Source organism: Spirosoma sp. KNUC1025, from assembly GCF_045160025.1.
Lineage (GTDB): Bacteria > Bacteroidota > Bacteroidia > Cytophagales > Spirosomataceae > Spirosoma.
The window spans coordinates 4,384,294-4,406,056 of record NZ_CP087139.1 but is presented as its reverse complement, the minus strand read 5'-3'; the positions used below and the strand labels follow the sequence as shown (position 1 = coordinate 4,406,056).

At 51.2% G+C, this 21,763-nt stretch carries 17 protein-coding genes and 3 pseudogenes; 19 read left to right on the top strand and 1 reads right to left on the bottom strand.

All coding sequences use genetic code 11. The features are described 5' to 3' along the window. The first annotated feature begins 205 nt into the window (after nucleotides 1–205). From LN737_RS19165 to rplT, 18 genes and pseudogenes are all read left to right on the top strand, one after another. Nucleotides 206–1,279 carry a DUF4105 domain-containing protein gene (locus tag LN737_RS19165; RefSeq protein WP_405511436.1) on the top strand — a complete coding sequence of 358 codons (1,074 nt, stop codon included), beginning with the start codon at nucleotides 206–208 and terminating at the stop codon, nucleotides 1,277–1,279. Nucleotides 1,280–1,367: 88 nt separating this feature from the next. After that, a pseudogene (locus LN737_RS19160) lies at nucleotides 1,368–2,659 on the top strand (acetylxylan esterase). Between the two features lie 135 nt (nucleotides 2,660–2,794). Further along, nucleotides 2,795–3,727, top strand: coding sequence for a D-2-hydroxyacid dehydrogenase (locus LN737_RS19155; RefSeq protein WP_405511435.1), 933 nt, complete (start codon nucleotides 2,795–2,797; stop codon nucleotides 3,725–3,727). Between the two features lie 197 nt (nucleotides 3,728–3,924). Beyond that, nucleotides 3,925–6,270 (top strand): c-type cytochrome, encoded by a 2,346-nt coding sequence (locus LN737_RS19150; protein WP_405511434.1) that lies wholly within the window; start codon nucleotides 3,925–3,927, stop codon nucleotides 6,268–6,270. A 124-nt stretch (nucleotides 6,271–6,394) separates the two neighbouring features. Beyond that, nucleotides 6,395–7,679, top strand: a pseudogene (locus LN737_RS19145) (enolase C-terminal domain-like protein). A gap of 265 nt (nucleotides 7,680–7,944) precedes the next feature. Continuing rightward, a complete protein-coding gene (locus LN737_RS19140) occupies nucleotides 7,945–10,659 on the top strand; it encodes a DNA gyrase/topoisomerase IV subunit A (RefSeq protein ID WP_405511433.1) in 2,715 nt (904 codons plus the stop codon). A gap of 80 nt (nucleotides 10,660–10,739) precedes the next feature. Further along, entirely contained in the window at nucleotides 10,740–11,090 is a 351-nt protein-coding gene (locus LN737_RS19135) for a VOC family protein (protein WP_405511432.1), read from the top strand. Nucleotides 11,091–11,093: 3 nt separating this feature from the next. Further along, the gene (locus LN737_RS19130; protein WP_405511431.1) at nucleotides 11,094–11,798 is read left to right on the top strand and encodes a vancomycin high temperature exclusion protein; all 705 of its coding nucleotides are present in this window, start codon (nucleotides 11,094–11,096) and stop codon (nucleotides 11,796–11,798) included. 477 nt (nucleotides 11,799–12,275) lie between these two features. Next, nucleotides 12,276–12,851, top strand: a complete 576-nt coding sequence (locus LN737_RS19125) for a DinB family protein (RefSeq protein WP_405511430.1) — start codon at nucleotides 12,276–12,278, stop codon at nucleotides 12,849–12,851. A 133-nt stretch (nucleotides 12,852–12,984) separates the two neighbouring features. After that, complete coding sequence (locus LN737_RS19120; RefSeq protein WP_405511429.1) at nucleotides 12,985–13,944, top strand: beta-1,6-N-acetylglucosaminyltransferase; 960 nt, start codon at nucleotides 12,985–12,987, stop codon at nucleotides 13,942–13,944. A 5-nt stretch (nucleotides 13,945–13,949) separates the two neighbouring features. After that, nucleotides 13,950–14,369, top strand: coding sequence for an EVE domain-containing protein (locus LN737_RS19115; RefSeq protein WP_405511428.1), 420 nt, complete (start codon nucleotides 13,950–13,952; stop codon nucleotides 14,367–14,369). A 79-nt stretch (nucleotides 14,370–14,448) separates the two neighbouring features. Beyond that, entirely contained in the window at nucleotides 14,449–15,336 is an 888-nt protein-coding gene (locus LN737_RS19110; protein WP_405520459.1) for a class I SAM-dependent methyltransferase, read from the top strand. After that, nucleotides 15,329–16,114 (top strand): tetratricopeptide repeat protein, encoded by a 786-nt coding sequence (locus LN737_RS19105; protein WP_405511427.1) that lies wholly within the window; start codon nucleotides 15,329–15,331, stop codon nucleotides 16,112–16,114. Before LN737_RS19110 ends, LN737_RS19105 begins: the two co-directional genes overlap by 8 nt. Continuing rightward, nucleotides 16,003–16,608, top strand: a complete 606-nt coding sequence (locus tag LN737_RS19100) for a tetratricopeptide repeat protein (protein WP_405511426.1) — start codon at nucleotides 16,003–16,005, stop codon at nucleotides 16,606–16,608. The genes LN737_RS19105 and LN737_RS19100 overlap by 112 nt, the downstream gene beginning before the upstream one ends. A gap of 171 nt (nucleotides 16,609–16,779) precedes the next feature. Beyond that, nucleotides 16,780–18,724, top strand: a pseudogene (gene thrS, locus LN737_RS19095) (threonine--tRNA ligase). 187 nt (nucleotides 18,725–18,911) lie between these two features. After that, complete coding sequence (gene infC / locus LN737_RS19090) at nucleotides 18,912–19,469, top strand: translation initiation factor IF-3 (RefSeq protein ID WP_405511425.1); 558 nt, start codon at nucleotides 18,912–18,914, stop codon at nucleotides 19,467–19,469. Between the two features lie 272 nt (nucleotides 19,470–19,741). Then, on the top strand, nucleotides 19,742–19,936 hold the full coding sequence (rpmI, locus tag LN737_RS19085) for a 50S ribosomal protein L35 (protein ID WP_405511424.1): 195 nt from the start codon (nucleotides 19,742–19,744) through the stop codon (nucleotides 19,934–19,936). Nucleotides 19,937–20,154: 218 nt separating this feature from the next. Further along, a complete protein-coding gene (gene rplT / locus LN737_RS19080; protein ID WP_405511423.1) occupies nucleotides 20,155–20,499 on the top strand; it encodes a 50S ribosomal protein L20 in 345 nt (114 codons plus the stop codon). Between the two features lie 105 nt (nucleotides 20,500–20,604). Here rplT and LN737_RS19075 read toward each other — a convergent pair whose 3' ends face one another. After that, on the bottom strand, nucleotides 20,605–21,045 hold the full coding sequence (locus LN737_RS19075) for a nuclease A inhibitor family protein (protein WP_405511422.1): 441 nt from the start codon (nucleotides 21,043–21,045) through the stop codon (nucleotides 20,605–20,607). A gap of 116 nt (nucleotides 21,046–21,161) precedes the next feature. On the opposite strand from LN737_RS19075, the gene LN737_RS19070 reads away from it, so the two are divergent. Further along, the gene (locus LN737_RS19070; RefSeq protein ID WP_405511421.1) at nucleotides 21,162–21,704 is read left to right on the top strand and encodes a hypothetical protein; all 543 of its coding nucleotides are present in this window, start codon (nucleotides 21,162–21,164) and stop codon (nucleotides 21,702–21,704) included. Nucleotides 21,705–21,763: the final 59 nt, after the last annotated feature.

The following is a 21,763-nucleotide window of genomic DNA, read 5'->3' as shown; positions in this document are numbered from 1 at the left end:
TGATGACAATGAAGACGAGGATGAATAAACACGCAGAGAGCAAAACGCGTGGGGTACGTAGCAAGAACTGGCTCTTCAGTTTATTGGTCGTTCTTCATTCAGCATTTATCCTTCATTATTCATCATTGGCGCAGGGCCTGACGCTCTCCCCGCATCGCGGGTTAGTCTCATTACGTATGGGCCGGGCGATGATGATATTTCGTCGGTGTTTGGCCATACCGAAATTCGGTTTGTTGATCCGGCTACGGGCCTCGACCGCGATTACAGCTATGGGGGCTTCGACTACAGCGCCGACTACTTTATCATCAAGTTTCTGCGGGGTACGCTGCCCTATTACCTGACGAGTCATAATCTGTATCAGGTTATGTACTATTATCAGCAGAACAACCGCAGCATCCGGGAGCAGTCACTGAATCTGTCGCTCACACAGCGGCAACGGTTGTTGACAGCGCTGGAAACGAATTATCTGCCCGAAAACCGGGAGTACAGATACAAATTTTTCTATGATAACTGTGCCACTCGCCCCCGCGACATGATCGTAGAGGCCTGTGGTGATAGCCTGACAATTCCATCGCGCTCCCGAATGACGGGCAAATCGTATCGCGACTGGATGAATGATTATCTCGGCGAGCGACCCTGGTATCAGTTGGGTATGAACCTGGCTATTGGCTGGCCAGCCAACGAGCAGACCGACGGCTGGCGCGCCATGTACCTCCCCAATCAGGTGCATGATCAACTGGCTCGCGCTACGGTACGGCTGGCCAACGGGCAGACTGTACCGCTGGTTCAGAGCGATCAGACCCTCTTTGCCGGACAGCAAATCTTCCGTAAACAGGTCCCTATTTTCTTCGACCCCGACGTGGTCTTCACGATACTGGGCATCATTGTGGCCGTATTTACGATTCGGCGGTATATGGTTGCCGGGAAAGTTGATCGCTGGGTGGATCGGTTCCTGTTTGGCATTTCCGGGTTTTTAGGGTGGTTTTTGTTGGTGCTCTGGCTGATTCGAGACGATGGTGTGACCGCCTGGAACCCAACATTGCTGTACCTGCTGCCCCTGCACTTACCTCTGATCTTCTGGGCGACGGGAGCCTCTACCACCGCCCGGCGTCGGACGTTGTATTTTGGCCTTACGTCCGTTCTGCTCATTCTCGGTATGTTTTTATCGAAGGTACCGGGCGGCTTCGACGTTTTGTTTCCGATGACCTTACTCATCCGGTGCATTGTGAATATGCAGCCAGCCCGGAAAGGCTACCAAATGCCAGCACGTGTCAGTTGAAACCGGACTGAATGAGAAAACAGAGTGAGCAAAGGGGTAGGTTGTTCTTCGACCTTACTTTCTATCCGAAAAACTGTTTTTTACCACCATGAAACGCCTGCTCCTCGTTTTATTCCTGTTTCGTTTCGCCGATGTTGTCGCGCAGCCTTCTGAACGTGTTGTTAAAATCTTTATAACCCCCGACCATCCCAACTGGGTCTACAAAATCGGTGAGCCTGTCAAATTCAACGTAACGGTGTACCGAAACAACGTACCGCTGAAAGGAGCCAAACTGCGTTACGAGATCGGGCCGGAAAAGATGGAGCCTACCAAAAAGGAAACCGTTACCTTACGCGACGGTACGTTGGCACTGGATGGCGGTACCATGAAAACAGCCGGTTTTTTGCGCTGCATGGCTTTTGTCGATCTGGATGGTAAAGAATATAAAGGGCTAACGACGGCCGGTTTTGAACCCCAAACCATCAAACCTACCGTTGCGAACCCGGCCGATTTCAAAGAGTTCTGGGATAAGGCCAAGGCTGATCTGGCCAAAATTCCCATCGACGCCCGCATGACACTTCTGCCCGAACGCTGCACCGAACTCACGAACGTTTATCACCTGAACCTGCAGAATATTAATAATTCCCGTTTCTACGGCATCCTGTGTGTTCCGAAAAAAGCAGGTAAATATCCGGCGATTCTGCGCGTGCCGGGCGCGGGTGTCCGCCCTTACAACGGCATGATTGCCGAAGCCGAAAAAGGATTTATTACCCTTGAAGTGGGTATTCATGGCGTACCCGTTACAATGGACCCCGGCGTGTATGCTGATCTGAGCCGTGGACCGCTCAACGGCTACCAGGCTGCCAATCTGGATGATCGCGACCGCTATTATTACAAGCGGGTGTATCTGGGCTGCGTACGGGCCGTTGATTTCCTGGCGAGTATGCCGCAATACGACGGGCAGAATATGGCCGTAACGGGTGGCAGTCAGGGGGGGCGTTATCCATTGTTACGGCCGGTCTGGATTCTCGTATCAAATGGCTTGGGGCGTACTATCCGGCCTTGTGCGACGTAACGGGCTACCTCAATGGCCGGGCGGGTGGCTGGCCGCATCTGTTTGCCGGGAATGAATTGGCTTACAACAATAAACCCGACCGCATCAAAACAACCGGCTATTACGACGTCGTGAATTTCGCGCGTATGGTGAACGTACCGGGCTATTATTCCTGGGGCTTCAATGATGAAACCTGCCCGCCAACCTCCATGTACGCAGCGTATAACGTCATTCCCGGCCCGAAAATGCTGGATACGGACTACCTCGATACCGGCCACTGGACGTACCCCGAGCAAACCGAAAAAATGACCAACTGGCTCCTCGGTCAGCTGAAAGGCGTGAAGTAAGTTCGCAATAAATACGTATTAGGACTTGGTTTTAAGCACCCGCTACGTCGTAAGTCGATGATTTGATACTGATTTTCACCAGCCTATATTGCAGGCTAAATGCCAACTCAATCAGTACGTTTTTGTCAGTCAGGTATGCAACTCTTTGTTAATAGTAAACTCAACGATTCGCTTAAGTCTGCCCTCCGGCAGCAACTTCCAGCCGACGTAACGGCTACGTTTCGCGACGAACTCCCTACAGATAAACAACAGGCCGCTTTCCAGGCGGCCGATATGGTGCTGGGTAATCCACCGGCTGCCTGGTTTGCAGCCCCACTACCGACCCTGAAATTCTGGCAACTGGATTCGGCCGGATTCGATGGCTACAAACAGGCACAGTTGACAGCCTCAGTCGCCAACATGGGCGATTATTTTGCGTGGCCCTGCGCCGAAACGATGGTGGCGGGGATTCTGGCCATGTACCGATTGATTCCCGAACTGGCCGTTTTGCAAAATAAAGGGCAGTGGATAGGCGCCCCTCTGCGCGACCGCATGGGACTGCTTCGGGATCAAAGCGTCGTTATTCTGGGGACGGGAACCATCGGGCAGGCCGTTCGACAAATGTTGATGGGATTTAACTGCCCGATAAAAATGCTGGCCCGTACCGATCCCAAAGCGGATCTGCATTCGACGGATGACCTGATCGCTGTGTTGCCGGAGACGGATATTGTAATCAACTGCCTGCCCGGTACAGCCGTTGGATTTGTGTCTGCTCAGGTGGTCAATGCCATGAAACCGGGCAGCATCTACGCCAATGTTGGCCGGGGCAGCACAACCGACGAACCAGCGCTGATAAGCGCCCTGCAATCCGGTCGGTTGGGCGGTGCTGTTCTCGACGTAACGGCGACCGAACCACTCCCCGCTGACAGCCCGCTTTGGGCCATGCCGAACGTGTTGCTGACGCAGCATACGGGGGGCGGACAGCCTGATGAAGACGCCGGAAAAGTAACGAAGTTTCTACGGAATCTGCCCCGCTTTCTGGCGGGTGAAGAACTCGAAAACGCCGTTGAGTTAGGCCGCGGATACTAATAACGTCTACATTTCCTGAGGGGCAAGGCTGTTACGTTTTGCCATACCCCCCGGCCCCCTGAAGGTAGAGTAATCCAGTCTCAGCAGGCTTCCCCTTCTGGGCGGGGGGAAACAACCCTACCGTTCAGGTGATTTGGGATAACGCCCCGGTAGATTCTTCAGTTGTCCGCTTTCAATAAAGTAGTCGGATTGAAGGCATGAGCGAACGAATTACATTCTTACTTCTTAGTGCCATTTTTGGTGTTTTTGTGGGCTTTACAGAACCACGCATAACCGCTACGATTCAGCGACCCCGCGATCCGTGGGCGATTCGGTCGGTATTGGATAAAAAGCCGCGTATGCTGACCCTCGCCCTGGACTCGGCCTGTTACGTAGCGTATGATCTGGCCCATTGTACCCTCTATAAAGTCTGGAAAGGGGGCGTTTCGCTGGATGGGGCTCCCTACACCGATCAGAAAACGATTCAACCGACAAGCTGGGGGGCGGCTTATTTGCCTGATAGTCTGCTGATAAATCAGTGGGTGGCGGAGTCGGGCGGGAAGAACGTACTGGCCAGCGTCACCAGCAAAGGATATGCCTTTCGGGGCAATCAAATCTACCTGGACTACGTACTGACTACGACGCTGGGCGATTCGGTCGGTGTTGAAGAGCGGCCCGAATTTGTTCGGGATAAAACCGGCAGACCCGGACTGGAACGTTTATTCACGACCGGGCATGTGCCCGCGCATCTGACTATTTCGCTAAAATCCCACCAGCGTGTGCAGCCGTTACGTGCCAATGCATCAACGCAGTCGGTAACGTATTTTAAGAAACTGCCCGCGCAAAAACTACCGCTGATTGAAGAGAAATTTGATCATCGGGGTCGGTACCTGATCGAGAAAAACGACTGCTCGACCTGCCATGAGATTGATCAGCCGATGGTTGGTCCATCCTTTCAGCAGGTTGCGGCCCGATATGCCGGTGATAAAAATGCAGTAGCCCGCCTGGTTCAGAAAGTACGGGAAGGTGGAACAGGTAACTGGGGAAATGGAGTCATGAACCCGCATCCGTCACTGGCCGAAAAAGACATCAGAACCATTATCGATTACATTTTTACCTTAAAACCCAAAGGGTCTTCGGGCAGTACGCCAGTGGACATCAAGCCAGAAGCGCCTGGTCAAACAAAACCCGGTTTTGGCGCAGACGTTGACGGGCTTCACCCCAGTTACTCCCTGAGTACCCTGCACCGGCCAGATTTCCAGCCGCGTGTGGGTGGTCTGGCGTTTCTACCGGATGGGCGCTTGCTCGTAACGACCTGGGATACCGTTGGGGGCGTTTATGTACTGGATCGGCTGGATACTGGCAATTCGCGTGACATACGTATCAAACGGATTGCCTCCGGATTGGCCGAGCCCCTGGGCATCACTGTGGTGAATGGGCAAATCTATGTACTTCAAAAACACGAACTAACCCGGCTGGTCGATCTGAATGGCGACGACCTGATCGATGAATACCAGACCGTTTGCAATACATGGGGTGTCAGTGCCGATTTTCATGAATTTGCCTTTGGGCTGGTGTATAAAGACGGTTATTTCTACGCAACGCTGTCGATGGCGATGCGGCTGAAACCCAGCGAATTGCAGCAACTGGATCGGGGACGAACGATTAAAATTGGCCTCGACGGTCGTTATGAATGGGTGAACTATGGCCTGCGAACCCCGAACGGAATTGGCCGGGGGCCAGACGGCGAGCTGTTCGTGACCGACAATCAGGGGCAGTGGCTGCCCGGCAATAAACTTATCCATGTCAAACCCGGTGAATACCACGGCATGGGGTGGGGGCTGCTCAATTCGAACGCAAACCCACCCGTGGCGCAACCCGCTATCTGGCTACCCGAAAACGAAATTGCCAACTCGCCGTCTGAACCAATTCTTATGCAGGATGGCCCCTACAAAGGTCAGATGCTTCATGGCGACGTAACGCACGGCGGTATCAAACGGGATTTTCTGGAGAAAGTAGCCGGTGCGTATCAGGGCGCTGTCTTTCGGTTCAGTCAGGGGTTTGAAGCGGGTGTCAACCGGCTGTGTTGGGGACCGGATGGCGCGCTGTACGTCGGTGAAGTCGGCATGGCGGGCGGTGGGTGGAGCTGGCGGGAAAAACGCTTTGGCCTCCAGCGGATGAAATACACCGGTAAAACCACCTTCGAAATGCTGGCCGTTCGGGCAAAACCGCAGGGCTTCGAGATTGAATTTACCGAACCTTTGCCGGAAGGCCAGCCCCTGCAGGCGTTCGACATGCTGGTGCAGCAATGGTGGTACAAGCCCACGCCCAATTATGGTGGCCCCAAAATGGACCTGAAAAAGATGGCTGTAACGTTTCTCCGCTATTCCAGAGATCGTACCCGTGTTTATGTCGAAATCCCCGGCCTCGAAGCCCGGCATGTGGTCTATATCCGATTGCCCGACGAGTTGAAGAGCGCAAAGGGACAGTCGCTTTGGGCATCCGAGACCTGGTATACCCTTAATAACATTCCTGCAAACGCTAGTTCAACAGCCAATGAGTGATCCGCCAACACGCAACGACTCCATCAGTCGCCGGACCTTTATGCACGCAGCAGGGGCATTTACCGCGGTCGGTCTGGGCGAATCCGTCACCAACGTATTGGGTCAGCCACACGAAAAGAAACCTATGTCAACCATTCGAGTCCGGCAGGTCGATTCTAATTTTGAACGGGAGCCACTGAATCCCTATCGGTTCAAAGGCAGCGCCATTACGGAGAGCTGGCAGGTAGCTTCGCTGCTTGAAAGTGAATCGGGTATTCGCAAGGTGGGCCTTTGCACGCAGGGTGTATTGTGGTCGGATGCGACCGTGTTTTCGATGCATTCCGAGCGGGTGGGTAATGCGCTGATGTACGCCATTACCGACCGGGCGCTGCAACTCTTGAAAGGGAATTCGTTTACCGACCCCGTTACGTTGCTCGACCAATTATTGCCGGAGGTGTATGCCTACGCGAAAACCATAACCCGAAACCCTGACCTGCGCAAAACCTTTGCCCTGAACGCCCTGGTGAGTGTGGACAATGCCGCCTGGCTACTCTATGCACAGGAAAACAACCTGACGCGCTTCGATGATATGATCCCGGCGGCCTACAAACCTGGCCTGTCCTACCGGCACCGGAACGTAGCGAGCATACCGTCGTTCAGCGTAGGCACTACGGCCGACACCATCAAAGCCGCTGCCGACCAAGGGTATTTTATCATGAAGTTAAAAACAGGAGCAGCCGGTACGCAGACCGAGATGCTGGAGAAGGACCTGGCGTTTCTGACGGCCGTACACAAGGCAATCGGGCGGTACGAAACCCCCTACACAAAGAGCGGCAAGATCCCGTATTATTTTGATGCCAATGGTCGATACGAAAAAAGAGACCCTGCTGCGTTTTCTCGACCATGCCCGCAAAATTGGCGCGTTCGACCAGATTGCTGTCATCGAAGAACCATTTGACGAACGTAACGAAGAATTTGTGGGGAATCTGGGGGTGCGCATCGCTGCCGACGAAAGCGCCCATACCGTTGAGGATGCCGCAATACGTATTCAACAGGGGTATTCGGCCATTGCGGTAAAGGCCATTGCCAAAACACTAAGCATGACCATGAAAATTACCGAGTTGGCTTACGAAAAAGGCATTCCGTGTTTCTGTGCCGATTTGACTGTGAACCCCATTCTGGTTGACTGGAATAAGAACGTAGCAGCTCGATTGCCACCGTTTCCGGGCGTAACCATCGGGTTACAGGAAACCAACGGACACCAGTATTTTAAAAACTGGGAGCGGTTGATGAGCTATCACCCCAAAGCGGGTTCAGGCTGGACCCGGACCCAGCGGGGCGTCTATCCAACAGACCAATCCTTTTACGACGAAAGCGGGGGGATTCTGTTGCCATCGGCTCATTATGACCAACTGTTTCGGCAACCCTGACAGACCCGAATCCAGCGAGTTCAATACGTTATTTTTCAATACATACGATTATTCGGTTCTGGCTTCCGGTCCAGCGATCTTTCGCGCATGAACTCGCTCATTTTTTGAACTGTTGTTTAAACACATTTGCGGATAAATATGCCTTAATTACGTCTATGGTCCCATTTTTTCAATTTTTCTTTGTATATTTAAGGAGCAGAATGCTATACGTAAATTTGTTGGATTCATCTGCTTATTCATCCGGAATAGCTGCTAAAGAAAGTCAATGGTAAACGAAGAAAATGAACAACCAATGGATGCTGACAATCAGCAACCCGAAGCAGCCTTCTCTGCGGATGGGGCCGAACTGAGCAGCGCCATTGAACCCGATGCACACCCAATCGACACAATCAGTGAAGTCCTGCATGACCAGACTGTCGTGTCAGGGTTGTATGAAAATTACTTTCTCGATTACGCGTCCTACGTAATTCTGGAACGGGCGGTACCAGCCGTTGAAGATGGGCTTAAACCCGTTCAGCGCCGGATTCTGCACGCCCTGAAAGAAATGGACGACGGCCGTTTCAATAAAGTGGCGAACGTAATCGGTCAGACCATGCAGTTTCACCCACACGGCGATGCGTCAATCGGGGAAGCGTTGGTCAATATCGGTCAGAAAGAGCTTTTGTTTGATACGCAGGGGAGCTGGGGTGATGTCCGTACCGGTGATGGCGCAGCTGCCCCCCGGTATATTGAAGTGCGTCTCTCGAAGTTTGCCATCGACGCCATTTACAACGACAAAACCACCGAATGGCAACTGTCGTACGATGGCCGCAAACGCGAACCCGTTACGTTGCCTGTCAAATTCCCGCTGCTGCTGGCGCAGGGTGTCGAAGGAATTGCGGTTGGTTTATCGACGAAAATTCTGCCGCATAATTTTAATGAACTAATTGAGGCTTCGATTCAGATTCTTAAAGATAAGCCGATATCGCTCTTCCCCGATTTTCAGACCGGCGGCCTGATTGACGTCAGTAACTACAACGACGGGCACCGGGGCGGAAAAGTACGGGTGCGGGCCCGCATCGAAGAAATTGACAAGAAGACTCTCGCTATTCGCGATGTGCCGTTTGGGGTTACCACCTCGCAACTGATCGACTCGATTGTGAAAGCGGCTGAGCTGGGGAAAATCCGAATCAAGGCGCCCAGCCGGACCGTAGCGGCTGTGGTCGATAACACCGCCAAAGACGTTGAGATTCTGGTGCACCTGCAGCCGGGCGTCTCGCCCGACGTGACCATCGACGCGCTCTACGCTTTCACGGATTGTGAAGTCTCGATTTCGCCCAATGCCTGCGTGATCATCGGCGACAAACCGCACTTTGTGAGCGTAACGGATATTCTGCGGGTGAACACGCACCAAACCGTTCGGCTGCTGCAACAGGAGCTTGAAATTCGGCGTAGTGAGTTGATGGAGCGGCTGCTGTACAGTTCACTCGAAAAAATCTTTATCGAGAATCGCATCTATCGGAAAATCGAGGAATGCGAAACTTTTGAAGCCGTACTCGAAACGATTGACAAAGCCCTGAAACCGTACAAAAAACAGTTTTATCGCGCCATTGTCGAGGATGATCTGATTCGTTTGACAGAAATTAAAATCAAGCGGATTTCTAAATACGATGGCTTCAAGGCTGAGGAACTGATGCGTCGGCTGGAACAGGATCTGGCCGAAACGGAAGATAATCTGGCAAACATTACCCGGTATGCCATTGGTTATTATAAAGAATTGCAGAAAAAATATGGCAAAGGCCGCGAACGGAAAACGGAAATCCGGGCGTTTAATACCATTGCCGCGAGTGTGGTAGCCGCTGCCAACCAGAAACTCTACGTTGATCGGGAAGGCGGATTTATTGGCTACGGGCTGAAGAAAGACGAGTACGTTAGCGATTGCTCCGACATCGACGAGATCATTGTGTTCCGGCGCGATGGAAAGTGCATGGTGGTGAAAGTTCAGGAAAAAGTGTTTGTTGGCAAGGATATCGTGTACGTCTCGGTGTTCAAGAAAAACGATGAGCGCAAGATCTATAACGTGGTTTATCTGGACGGAAAATCCGGCATCTCGATGGTGAAGCGATTCCCTGTCACTGCCGTTACGCGGGACCGGGAATATGACCTGACGATGGGTAATCCAAAGTCGAAGATGACGTATTTCAGCGCCAACGATAACGGGGAAGCTGAAGTGATAACGGTTAATCTGACGGCGCAGAGCACGGCCAAGATCAAACAGTTTGACTTTGATTTTGCGAGCATTGCCATCAAAAACCGTTCCGCGCAGGGGAATATCCTGACGAAATACCCGATTCGGAAAATCACGCAGAAGTCCGGTGGCGTATCGACCCTTGGTGGCGTGGACATCTGGTACGACGAACACCTTGGCCGGCTTAACCGCGATGAGCGCGGCCGGTTGCTGGGGAATTTTGATGCCAAAGACAGTATCCTGGTTGTGTATCATGATGGCCAGTACGAACTGACAAGTTTTGATCTGACCAACCGGTACGAACCGAACACGATTGCGGTGCTGATGAAATTCGATCCCGAAACCGTGCTGTCGGCCGTTTATTACGAAGCGAATCAGAAAGCCTGGTACGTGAAGCGCTTTAAAGTGGAGACTACCTCTCTCGATAAGAAATTCAGCTTCATTGGTGATGGCAAAGGGTCGAAAAACCTGGCCGTAACAGCCGATCAGTTTCCGCGTATCGAAATCGTGCATCAGGTGAAAGATCGCGGCCCGGTTGAAAAGATGGTGCTGGAGCCAGAAGGATTTATCGACGTACGCGGCTGGAAAGCCCTCGGAAAAAATCTGCCGTTTGCCCGGGTCAAAGACGTTAAACTATTGCCGCCCAAAGCAAACAAAGAAAGCGTGAGACCGACTCCGCTGATCGAGCCAGTTGCCGTTGTTGCAACCGATACCGACGAAAAGGAATCGATGCAATTGGGTTTGTTTTCGTAAACGTGAAGGCAGTTGTAGGTACCCGGTTAGCTGACTCCGTAAAGGCCAGTTGGCTAACCGATGACAGTAAACCATACATTATGGCAGCGTCAAACTTTTTGGGCTTGCGAACGGTAATTTATGCGGCTCCCAGCCTTGAGAAAACGAAAGAATGGTATACGAAAGCGCTTGGCATTGAGCCGTACTTTGACGAGCCGTTCTACGTTGGTTTTAATGTGGGCGGTTACGAACTCGGCCTTGACCCCAACGCACAGCCCGCCGAAGGAAGCACGCTGAAACAGATTGAACCGGAAGTTCAGCGCCTGCTCGACCTGGGCGCTACAGTAAAAGACGCTGTTGAGGAAGTGGGTGATGAAATTAAGGTGGCTGCAATCCGTGATCCGTTCGGAAACGTAGTTGGATTAATAGAAAATCCGCATTTTAAGCGATAAGTAATGAACACGACTCTGGCTACCGACTATAGCGACCAACCTCCGCACGAAGCGGTCGGGGTCCGTGTCGCCAAGCGGATCGTAAAAGGCATCATCGTTGTTGTCTTTTTCGGAGCTATGGTCGTGTTGGTAAGCAACTGGTGGGTCGTCTACAACACCCGGGCACAGACGTACTTCGACATTAATAAACTACCGGCCAATGATGTTGGCCTGGTGCTGGGAACCAGCAAGTTTGTTCGGACCGGTAAAGAAAATCTATTTTTTCGGTACCGGATGGAAGCCACGGCCCGGCTCTGGAAAGAAGGCAAAGTAAAATACCTGATTCTGAGCGGCAACAACGATTCGGAATACTACAACGAGCCCGTCGATATGCAGCGTGCACTGGTAAAACTTGGTGTACCAGCCTCGGTTATGACGCTCGATTACGCAGGTTATCGTACGTTCGACTCGGTAGTACGTTGCAAGGACGTCTTCAATCAGGAAAAAATCACGATTATCTCCCAGAATTTCCACAACGCCCGGGCGCTCTATATCGGCAACCACGAAGGCATTGAAGCCATTGCCTTTGCCGCCCAGGACGTACCGGATGGGTATTCACTCCGAACGCTAGTGCGGGAATACCTGGCTCGCCCGTATGCGATGCTCGACGTTTACGTGATTCGGCCCCAGCCCGAAAAAGGGAATTGGGAGCGTAAACGGAACCCATAAATTCCTGTGTTTCTCTTACGATTGACTGGTTCCAGTGATGTCGGATCTGAGAATCCGACATCACTGGAGGTTTCTCTAAACCTACTACACAAATGGTTTTAAGAAACCTTATGTGTCAGGTTTGAGAACCTGATACCACTCATGCCCTGTGCTGATACCCCCCGCTGGATCAGCACTCTAGAATTTGATGACGCGTGATGGGGACAACTGATGAAAAAATTTTGCCGGGCAACCTATACCCGTCATCACTGTTTCTGAGCCTATACAGATAGGGTACCCGTTCGAAATATGGAATAAAGTGTGGCTAGTTTTTCGGCGGACCGTCAATATTGACGTACCTTTGCCGGGCGTAGCGCCAGGTCGAATAATGGATGAGTAAGTAAAAAAGTGCTGATTTGCGATTATAGGAAGGTGTGCGTATGTATCATCAAAAAATAGTATCAACCATCGGATTGGATAACTTCCCGGTTATTAATTATGGTCTCTAACGACGAACTGATTCGTATCATTGATTTATTAAATACGACCTACGAGGGGGAGGAAGCCTGGCATGGTCCGTCGGTAGTAGACGTACTACGGGGCGTTACACCCGATATGGCTGGTCGCCGGATAGCACCCAACACCCATAGCATTGCCGAACTGGTTTTCCATATGACCAGCTGGCGTATTTTCTGCGTGAAAAAAATGCAGGGCGACGAAACATTCGACATCACGACACCCGATAAGAATTTTGGTGCCCTGCCCGATAAAATTGACGATTTCGAGTGGGAGGCCCTCGAAATGGAATTAAGTCTGAGTCAGGAAGAGCTGATCAACGAACTGGACAAGCGGGACGATGACGAGTTTCTGGAAGATATTGTACCCGGCCGCGATTATACGTATTACGACATGCTGCACGGGATCATCAACCACGACATGTACCATACCGGCCAAATCATGATTCTACGTAAAGCACTGGCTTATAAAGGGACAGGGTCGCGCTATGATGAAGACGATGACGTTGATGAGTATGGTTCGCCCTTCGGCAGCCATGAACAGGATGATTTTTATTAATTCATAGGTATGATTTTGCACGGGACATCTTTTCAGGGCGACGAGAGTCCATGTGCATATACGTGCGTTTGCAGGCACAAGCCCTTGGGCAACACCTGGTTATCCTGACTAGTGGCGTAAAACTTCCAAACACATGATCGGCGGAGACAGCAACATTCGGATCGCTTATTTACTTTCTGTGCATAAAAATCCAGCTCAGGTGGGTCGTCTGCTCAAACGGCTTTACTACCCGGGTTGCCAATTTTTCATCCATGTAAGTGCCGCCGTTCCGCTGGCCGATTTTCAGGCGAGCATACAGGACATTCCGGCCGAAGCGGTGACCTTTACCCGAACCCGTATGCGTATCCGTCAGGGGGATCTTTCCCTGACGACGGCTACCCTGAACGGCCTGCTGGAGATACTGAATGCCAAAACCGAGCCGGATTTTATCTTTCTGATGAGTGGGGAAGATTACCCGCTCACGAGCAATGAGGTGTTGCTGTCGTTTCTGGAAAAACACGCCAACAACAACTTTGTGCCACATCAGCCCGTCACCCAACCCGACGATGAGCTGTTTGTGGATCGGCTGAATTTGTACACAAATCCACTGGAAGCCGATAAAGCCAGTACGTCGGCGAACCCCTTTACCGAATTTTCGAGAAGAAAACAGGCTGGCTTGATACAGACAGGCAACCGCCTGCTGCCAGCTTCCAGACCAGTTCCCCTCAATTACACGCCTTATTGCGGGTCGAGCTGGTTGCGGATCAAACCAGCGGCTGCCCGGTACATGCTGACCTTTCTGCGCCAGCACCCATCGTTTATGTCCTACTTTCGCAACGTAATGGCCCCGGAAATGTACATCTATCAGACGATCCTGGCCAATACGTCCAATGCAGCGTTACGGGAAAGTTTGTACAACGATAATTTTACGTATACGGCGCCGGATCGTTTTGCCGAAATGAACGCCGTTCCGTTTACCATGAGTGACCGCGAGGCATTAGCCAATTCTGGAAAGCTGTTCGCCCGCAAGTTCGACGAAACCCAGGATTGTGCCATATTGGACTGGCTGGATGAACACGCAGTGGTAAACCTTAATGCTGAACAAAAAAGATAACCTGATTGAATTACTGGCTTGTTAAATCCGAACCCGATACGTACGGGTGGCATCATTTTATTGAACAGACGCGTGCCATATGGGATGGCGTTCGCAACTATCAGGCACGTAACAACCTGAAATCCATGCAACTGGGTGATCAGGTACTCTTCTACCATAGTATTACAAACCCCGGTGTGGTTGGTTTGGCCAAAGTAGTCCGGGAAGCTTACCCAGACCCGACCGTTCCTGATGATCCGCGCTGGGTCGTTGTTGAACTGGAGCCCGTGATGGCTCTGGAAAATGCGGTCTCGCTGGCCCAGATCAAAGCGGAGCCACTCCTGGCCAACCTAAGTCTTATCCGGCAATCCCGCTTATCGGTCATGCCCGTCCGACCGGATGAATTTGAACTGATTCTGAAACTGGGGCAAACAAGTAATGGATGATGAATAATGTAGAATGAACAGTTGAGTCTACTTATTTAGTCTACATCATCCATTTACCACATAATTCATTCAAATGGCTATCCAACTTATTACGCCGGCAACCTGGTCGGCATACGAATTGATCGATTCCGGTGGTTTTCAAAAGCTCGAACGATTTGGGGATTTCATCTTGTCACGACCTGAACCCCAGGCCATCTGGGATAAGTCCTTATCGGATGATGAATGGGAGCGTCGGGCTCATGCTACGTTCCGTCGCGACCGGCAATCGCCCGAGCGGGGCGACTGGCAAACCACACCCGACATGCGAGATCCCTGGTACGTCCGGTTCGATCAGGGTGGGCTGAATCTGAAGTTCAAACTAGCCCTTACGACCTTCAAGCATGTGGGTCTGTTTCCCGAACAGGCCGATAACTGGGTGTATATCCAGGATAAAATCAGGGCGATTTCGGCGAATGTGTCCCGGCCAAAGGTGCTGAATCTGTTTGCCTACACAGGCGGAGCGTCGCTGGCGGCCCGTCAGGCGGGAGCCGACGTAACGCACGTCGATGCCGTAAAGCCTGTGATCAGCTGGGCGCGGGAAAACATGGACCATAGCGAACTGGATAACATTCGCTGGGTGGTAGAAGATGCCGTAAAGTTTGTTCGTCGTGAGGTTCGCCGGGGCAATCAGTATAACGGTATCATTCTCGACCCACCGGCCTATGGTCGGGGACCTGAGGGCGAGAAGTGGGTGCTGGAAGAGCACCTCAACGGCCTGCTCAAATCCTGCGCCGACCTGCTCGATCGCACTGATTTCTTCTTCATTATTAATTTGTACTCCCTCGGGTTTTCTTCCCTGATTCTGGACAACCTGATGGGGCAGCTATTTGGCGACGTACCGAATCCGGAATGGGGCGAACTGGCCGTAACCGATCTGGCTGGCAAACAATTACCTTTGGGGTGTTTTACCGATTTTCGTCATGAATAACGAGCGAATGCGCAAACGGGCAAGCAGGCTAAAGACTGGCGAAGGTAGGTTACGTTATTCCGGAAATCACTCCTTTACCCGTTCACTCCTTTATTCGTTTGCTCTTTCGCTCGTTATGCTGGCTTGCGGGAATGACGATCGACAGGGGGCTTATATTCCGGATTTTCCAAAGCCGGGCGACAGCAGCCGGGTTGAGGGTGCCTTACGGGCGTTAACACGGGCGATCAATCAGTCGTCGCCCGCGTCGGCCTATGCGAAACGGGCCGTTATTTTGCTGGCGATGGGGCGGGTAAGCGAAGCCCTGTCCGATATTGACGAAGCGATCAGCCGGAACGACAATGCCGGTCCCTATTACCTGACCCGGGCGCAGATTCTTCGGGCATTGCGTAAACCTGACCAGGCTTTGCAGAATGCCCAGCGTGCGGAAATTCTGGGTGTTGATACGCCTGAATTGTATACGTTACAGGGCGATTTGCTGCAACAGCAGAATCAGTTCGACAAAGCAAAACTATACGTAGCGAAGGCGCTTCAGATGGCCCCATACGATGGCGAGGCTTATTATTTTAATGGGCTTATGGCCGCCCGGCAGGGGATACCGTACAGGCGCTGGCCCTTTATCAGCAATCCCTCCGACTCAAACCCCGCTATCTGGAAACCTATAATCAGATGTCGTCCATTTACCGGGCGCTGCATAACCCCGATGCCGCGCTGGTCTATAACGAGCAGGCGCAACGCTATTTCCCAAATAATGCACGGCTCTATTATGGTCGGGGACTGATTTACCATGCCGCCCGGAAACTCGACAGTGCGCTGGTCTGTTATGCACGTACCGTAACGCTTCAGCCGACGTATTATCAGGCCGATTTTCAGATGGGGTTAATTAACCAGGCATATCGACGTTATTACGCGGCTCTGGCAAATTACCAGCGTGTGCAGCAACTTCGGCCGCAGTTTCCGAGAATCGATACGTACATCGGCTATTGCTATGAACAACTCGGGCAGTATGCCCTGGCTATTGAAGCTTATAGCAAAGCGACCCAACAAAACGTAGCTGATCGGCAGGCTGCAGCAGGATTATGGCGCTCACAACGTCGACAATACTCGCGAAACTCCTTACTTTTGCCGGAAACAGCGAATGAATCGGTCGATGCCTCGAAAAGCCGAACGGAGCTTGATACCAGCCGGGTTCGTATCTCAACGATCCAGCCAAAAGCCCGGGTTACAACGGGTTCCGGCGATTCGCTCCGACGAAGCGTAAAACCGATAAATTAATGTAGAATGTACAATGAATGATAATGAATAGCGGCCAGGAACATACCCTTCCAGGTGAGACAACCAGGCCAATTATTCATTGTCCATTAAATTTCACATTATTCATTGAACAGTTAAGTGGCTTACAGTTGTAGGTAAGCTGCGGGTACCCACTACTAAATTAGTACGTAGATGATTGCGCAGGACGAACAAATCCGCGTTACGTTGCCCGACGGTAGCGTTCGACAATATCCCAAAGGAAGTACCGGGCTGGATATTGCCACCCAAATTAGTGAAGGGCTGGCCCGCAATGTGCTGGCTGCCAAAGTAAATGGCGTTGTGCAGGATGCTACCCGCCCCATCGAAGAAGATGCCAACGTGCAACTGCTTACGTGGAACGATGCGGAGGGGAAATCCACGTTCTGGCATTCGTCGGCCCACTTACTGGCCGAAGCGCTCGAAGCTTTGTATCCAGGTGTGAAATTCGGCATCGGACCACCTGTTGAAACGGGTTTTTATTACGACGTCGACCTGGGCGGGCAACCGTTTTCGCAGGAAGATTTTAAAAAGGTTGAAGACAAGATGCTTGAGCTGGCTCGCCAGAAACAGCCTTACGTCCGTAAGCCAATGAGCAAGGCGGATGCCATTGCGTATTTTGAAGAAAAAGGAGACCCTTATAAACTCGATCTGCTCGAAGGACTGGCCGATGGCACCATTACGTTCTATACACAGGGCGATTTTACGGATCTGTGCCGCGGGCCTCACATCCCGAACACGGGCTTTATCAAAGCTGCCAAGTTGATGAACGTAGCTGGCGCTTACTGGCGCGGCAACGAAAAAAATAAACAGCTCACCCGTATTTACGCGGTTACGTACCCGAAGCAGAAAGAGCTGGATGATTACCTGCATCTGCTGGAGGAAGCTAAAAAACGCGATCACCGCAAGCTGGGTAAAGAGCTGGAACTGTTTGCCTTTTCGGAGAAAGTAGGAGCAGGGCTGCCGTTGTGGCTGCCTGAAAGGAACCATGCTGCGTGAGCGGCTGGAGAATTTCCTGCGCAAGGCCCAGATTCGGGCCGGGTATTCGCCGGTTGTAACGCCCCATATCGGCAGCAAGCAGCTCTACGTAACGTCGGGTCACTGGGAGAAATACGGGGAAGATTCATTCAAGCCGATCAGAACCCCTGATCCAAACGAAGAGTTTTTGCTCAAGCCCATGAATTGCCCGCATCACTGCGAGATCTACAAAACCAAGCCCCGTTCGTACCGCGACCTGCCGCTGCGGCTGGCCGAGTTCGGTACGGTGTATCGGTATGAGCAATCCGGTGAGTTACACGGTTTGACCCGCGTTCGTGGATTCACCCAGGACGATGCCCATATTTTCTGCCGGCCCGATCAGGTGAAAGACGAGTTCATGAAGGTGATCGACCTGGTGCAATACGTCTTTACATCGCTTGGTTTTCAGGACTATAGCGCGCAGATTTCGCTACGTGATCCGGAAAATAAAACCAAGTACATCGGTTCCGACGACGTATGGGAAAAAGCCGAAGCGGCCATTATTGAATCAGCCGCCGAAAAAGGTCTGCCTACCGTAACGGAACTAGGTGAAGCGGCTTTCTACGGGCCTAAACTGGATTTCATGGTACGCGACGCTCTGGGCCGGAAATGGCAACTGGGTACCATTCAGGTGGATTACAACCTGCCGAACCGCTTTGAGCTGGAATACATTGGCGCTGATAACCAGAAGCACCGGCCGGTTATGATTCACCGGGCCCCTTTTGGTTCGATGGAGCGGTTCATTGCTATTCTGATCGAAAACTCAGGCGGGAATTTCCCGCTCTGGCTGTCGCCCGATCAAATCGCGATTTTGCCTATTTCGGAGAAGTACGAAGATTATGCAAACGATCTGTTTTTCAACCTTCAGGAACACGACATTCGTGGATTCGTGGATTTGCGGGATGAGAAAATCGGGCGTAAAATCCGGGATGCTGAAGTAGCCAAAGTGCCGTACATGCTTATTGTCGGAGAGAAAGAAGCCGCCGACGGTAAAGTCTCGGTACGGCGCAAAGGCCAGGGTGACCTGGGCAGCATGAGCGTTCAGGAATTTGTCAAAGCATTCCAGGCAGAAGTGAAAATGTAAAATCAGGTCAGTGAGCAGGTCAATCGGTAAATTATGCTGGCAGAACTTGCCGATTGATCTGCTCACAAAACCAGTTAAACTTGCACGGAATCAGTATTTTCAATAGTTTCCCGAACTTTTTAACACTCGTTACGTTATCCAAGCGACTTTGTAGTCAATTAACATTTAGTCACCCTAAACACTATCTATGGCATTACCCCAACGCAGACCACCTCGCCGTGTGGTTGAAGAACCGTACAAAGTTAATGAGCGCATCCTGGCCCGCGAAGTGCGGGTGGTCGGTGAAAATGTAGAACAGGGAATCTACGATATAAATAAGGCTCAGGCAATGGCCAAAGCACAAGGGCTCGACCTCGTTGAGGTGTCGCCCAATGCTGTGCCGCCTGTCTGCCGTATTGTTGACTATTCCAAGTTCAAATACGAGCAGAAGAAAAAGCAGAAAGAAATTAAGGCCAACGCCACCAAGGTCGTTATTAAAGAAATTCGCTTCGGTCCAAACACCGACGATCATGACTTTGATTTCAAGCTGAAGCACGCCATTAACTTCCTGAAAGAAGGCGCTAAAGTAAAAGCCTATGTCCAGTTTGTGGGCAGGGCGATTGTTTTTAAAGACCGGGGTTCTCAACTGCTGGAACGGTTCTCCAAAGGATTAGAAGACTACGGTAAGATTGAAGCCGAGCCGAAACTGGAAGGCAAACGCATGACTATGTTTGTAGCGCCCAAACAGGTTACTGTCAAAAAATAGCGCTCAAGCTGGCAACCCGTGCTAACCGTTGCTTTCTGACAGCGTAAGTATTTTAAACCCAGTACTGAATCTCAAGAATCAGTACTGGGTTTTTGTATTAATAGTCAGGCCGGGACGAGTTGCACAATCAGCTTGATGATCAATAAACGTCGCTTTCCATCGATGGCCCGATTTGCAACAAATTACTATACCGTAACAACGGTAGACTATTGACTTTTTTCGTATCTTTGCGGCCTGTTTACGTAAAGTTTCCACAAAAGCGGATTACTCCAATGCCAAAAGTAAAAACGAACTCGGCAGCCAAGAAGCGTTTCAAGCTGACAGGTACCGGAAAAATTAAGCGGAAGCATGCCTTCCACAGTCATATTCTGACGAAAAAAACCACCAAGCAGAAGCGCAATTTAGTGCACGGAGCCTTGGTTCACGGTTCAGACGAGCGTCGCATCAAAATGCTGCTGAATATCTAGTCTGAATGAGTACTGTAGAATGCCCGCATTTTTAGAGCGTTCTACGAAAAAGGAGCGAAGTCGTTCCTGGTTTCATGTTTCACCCGATGTCAGGCCTTAAGTGAATGATGAATGACGAATGACGAATGATGAGAAGTTAACAAGTCCGTTAGTCTTCACGATTCACTCTAATTCTTCATTGATTTTCCGCCTGCTATCAAAAAACAACTAACAATACAATGCCACGTTCCGTCAATCACGTTGCCTCTCGGGCGCGTCGGAAGAAAGTAATGAAGCTGGCCAAAGGTTATTTCGGTCGGCGTAAAAATGTTTGGACAGTTGCCAAAAACGCTGTCGAAAAAGGCTTAGGATACGCCTATCGTGACCGCCGGGCCAAGAAACGCGATTTTCGCGGACTCTGGATTCAGCGGATCAATGCTGGTGCTCGTCTTAACGGGATGTCGTACTCAGCCCTGATGGGTGCACTCAATAAATCAGGCATCGAGCTAAACCGCAAAGTTCTGGCCGATCTGGCTATGAACCATCCGGAAGCATTTGCTGCCGTTGTGGAACAAGTGAAGTAAACAGGAATAGGAGGAGAAGGGAGTAGGAACGAAAGGAGAAAGGGGCTAGTTGTCAACACACTAGAAAATGCCTTTTCTGCTTTTTTCGTACTCCTTTCTCTTTTTTTAGGTTTGTACCACTTTGGTTTTAAGGCCAGCTCGTTCGCCGTTTGTCTGTTGGCCGAGCAGGTAAATGTCAATCTCTGTCTCCCCGACGCGAAAAACCTGTCTCCCGGCCAACTGGGTTTCTACCAACTGCTGAAGTGCCTTGAATTTTTCTGTTCGGGCTTTTTCTTCTGCCTCATACCAATCCTGATCCGTAACAACGGGTTCCCAGAAATCCGCTTCCGGTATTTCCTCCACATATACCGATGGGGGCAGCATCTGCCAGTCTTTAATCTGGCTGGTGGTAAGCAGCTCACGTTGGTTTAGGTAGCACGTAACGGGCTCTATCGATTCGTCGGATTCACTGGGATAGAGTAGGTCTGTCAGTAAGGGACTGACCTGATCGCAAAATGATTTATTTTCTTCGACCGGGCCGCTACTTTTAGGTTCATCGTTCGTCATATACAGGAAATAGATTCGCGACAAAATAACCAAATCATATTGGAACTGTTAGTGTCTATATACTTTCAGCGCGGATAATTTGCTTATTCGTTACATTCCATTAAATCGCAACAGACATGTTAGAAACCCTTATGAACCTCGTCCAGCAACAATCGGGGCAGGCAGTTATTAATAATCCGGCAATCCCAAATAGCCAGAACGATAGTGTAATGCAGACCATTGCCAGCAGCATAATGGGTGGTTTGGGCCAACAGGCGCAGGGCGGAGGTCTTGGCAACCTGCTAGGGATGGTTGTCAATGGTGGAGGTAATGTTCAGAACAGTCCTGTTACCCAGGGCGTTCAACAGCACGTTGAGCAGAACCTGATGGAAAAACTTGGCATTTCGCCACAGGTTGCTATGTCGGTAGCAACGGCCGTAGTACCCATGGTGCTGAGCAAACTGATGCATAAGGCTTCAGACCCAAATGATTCGAGTGTGGATGGCAATACTATTCTGGGAGCTGCAACCGGTAATCAGGGTATCGACTGGATGGGAGCCGCATCGTCAGCGATGGCCGATGGGAAACTGGACATGAACGATTTGATGCGCGTAGTCGGCCAGCAGGGTGGTGGCGGTGGTCTGGGCAGTATGCTCGGTGGCCTCTTCGGCGGTCGTTAAGAAATACGTACAATTAGCCAGCAAACAAGGCAGACTGAAGCAAGTCTGCCTTGTTTGTG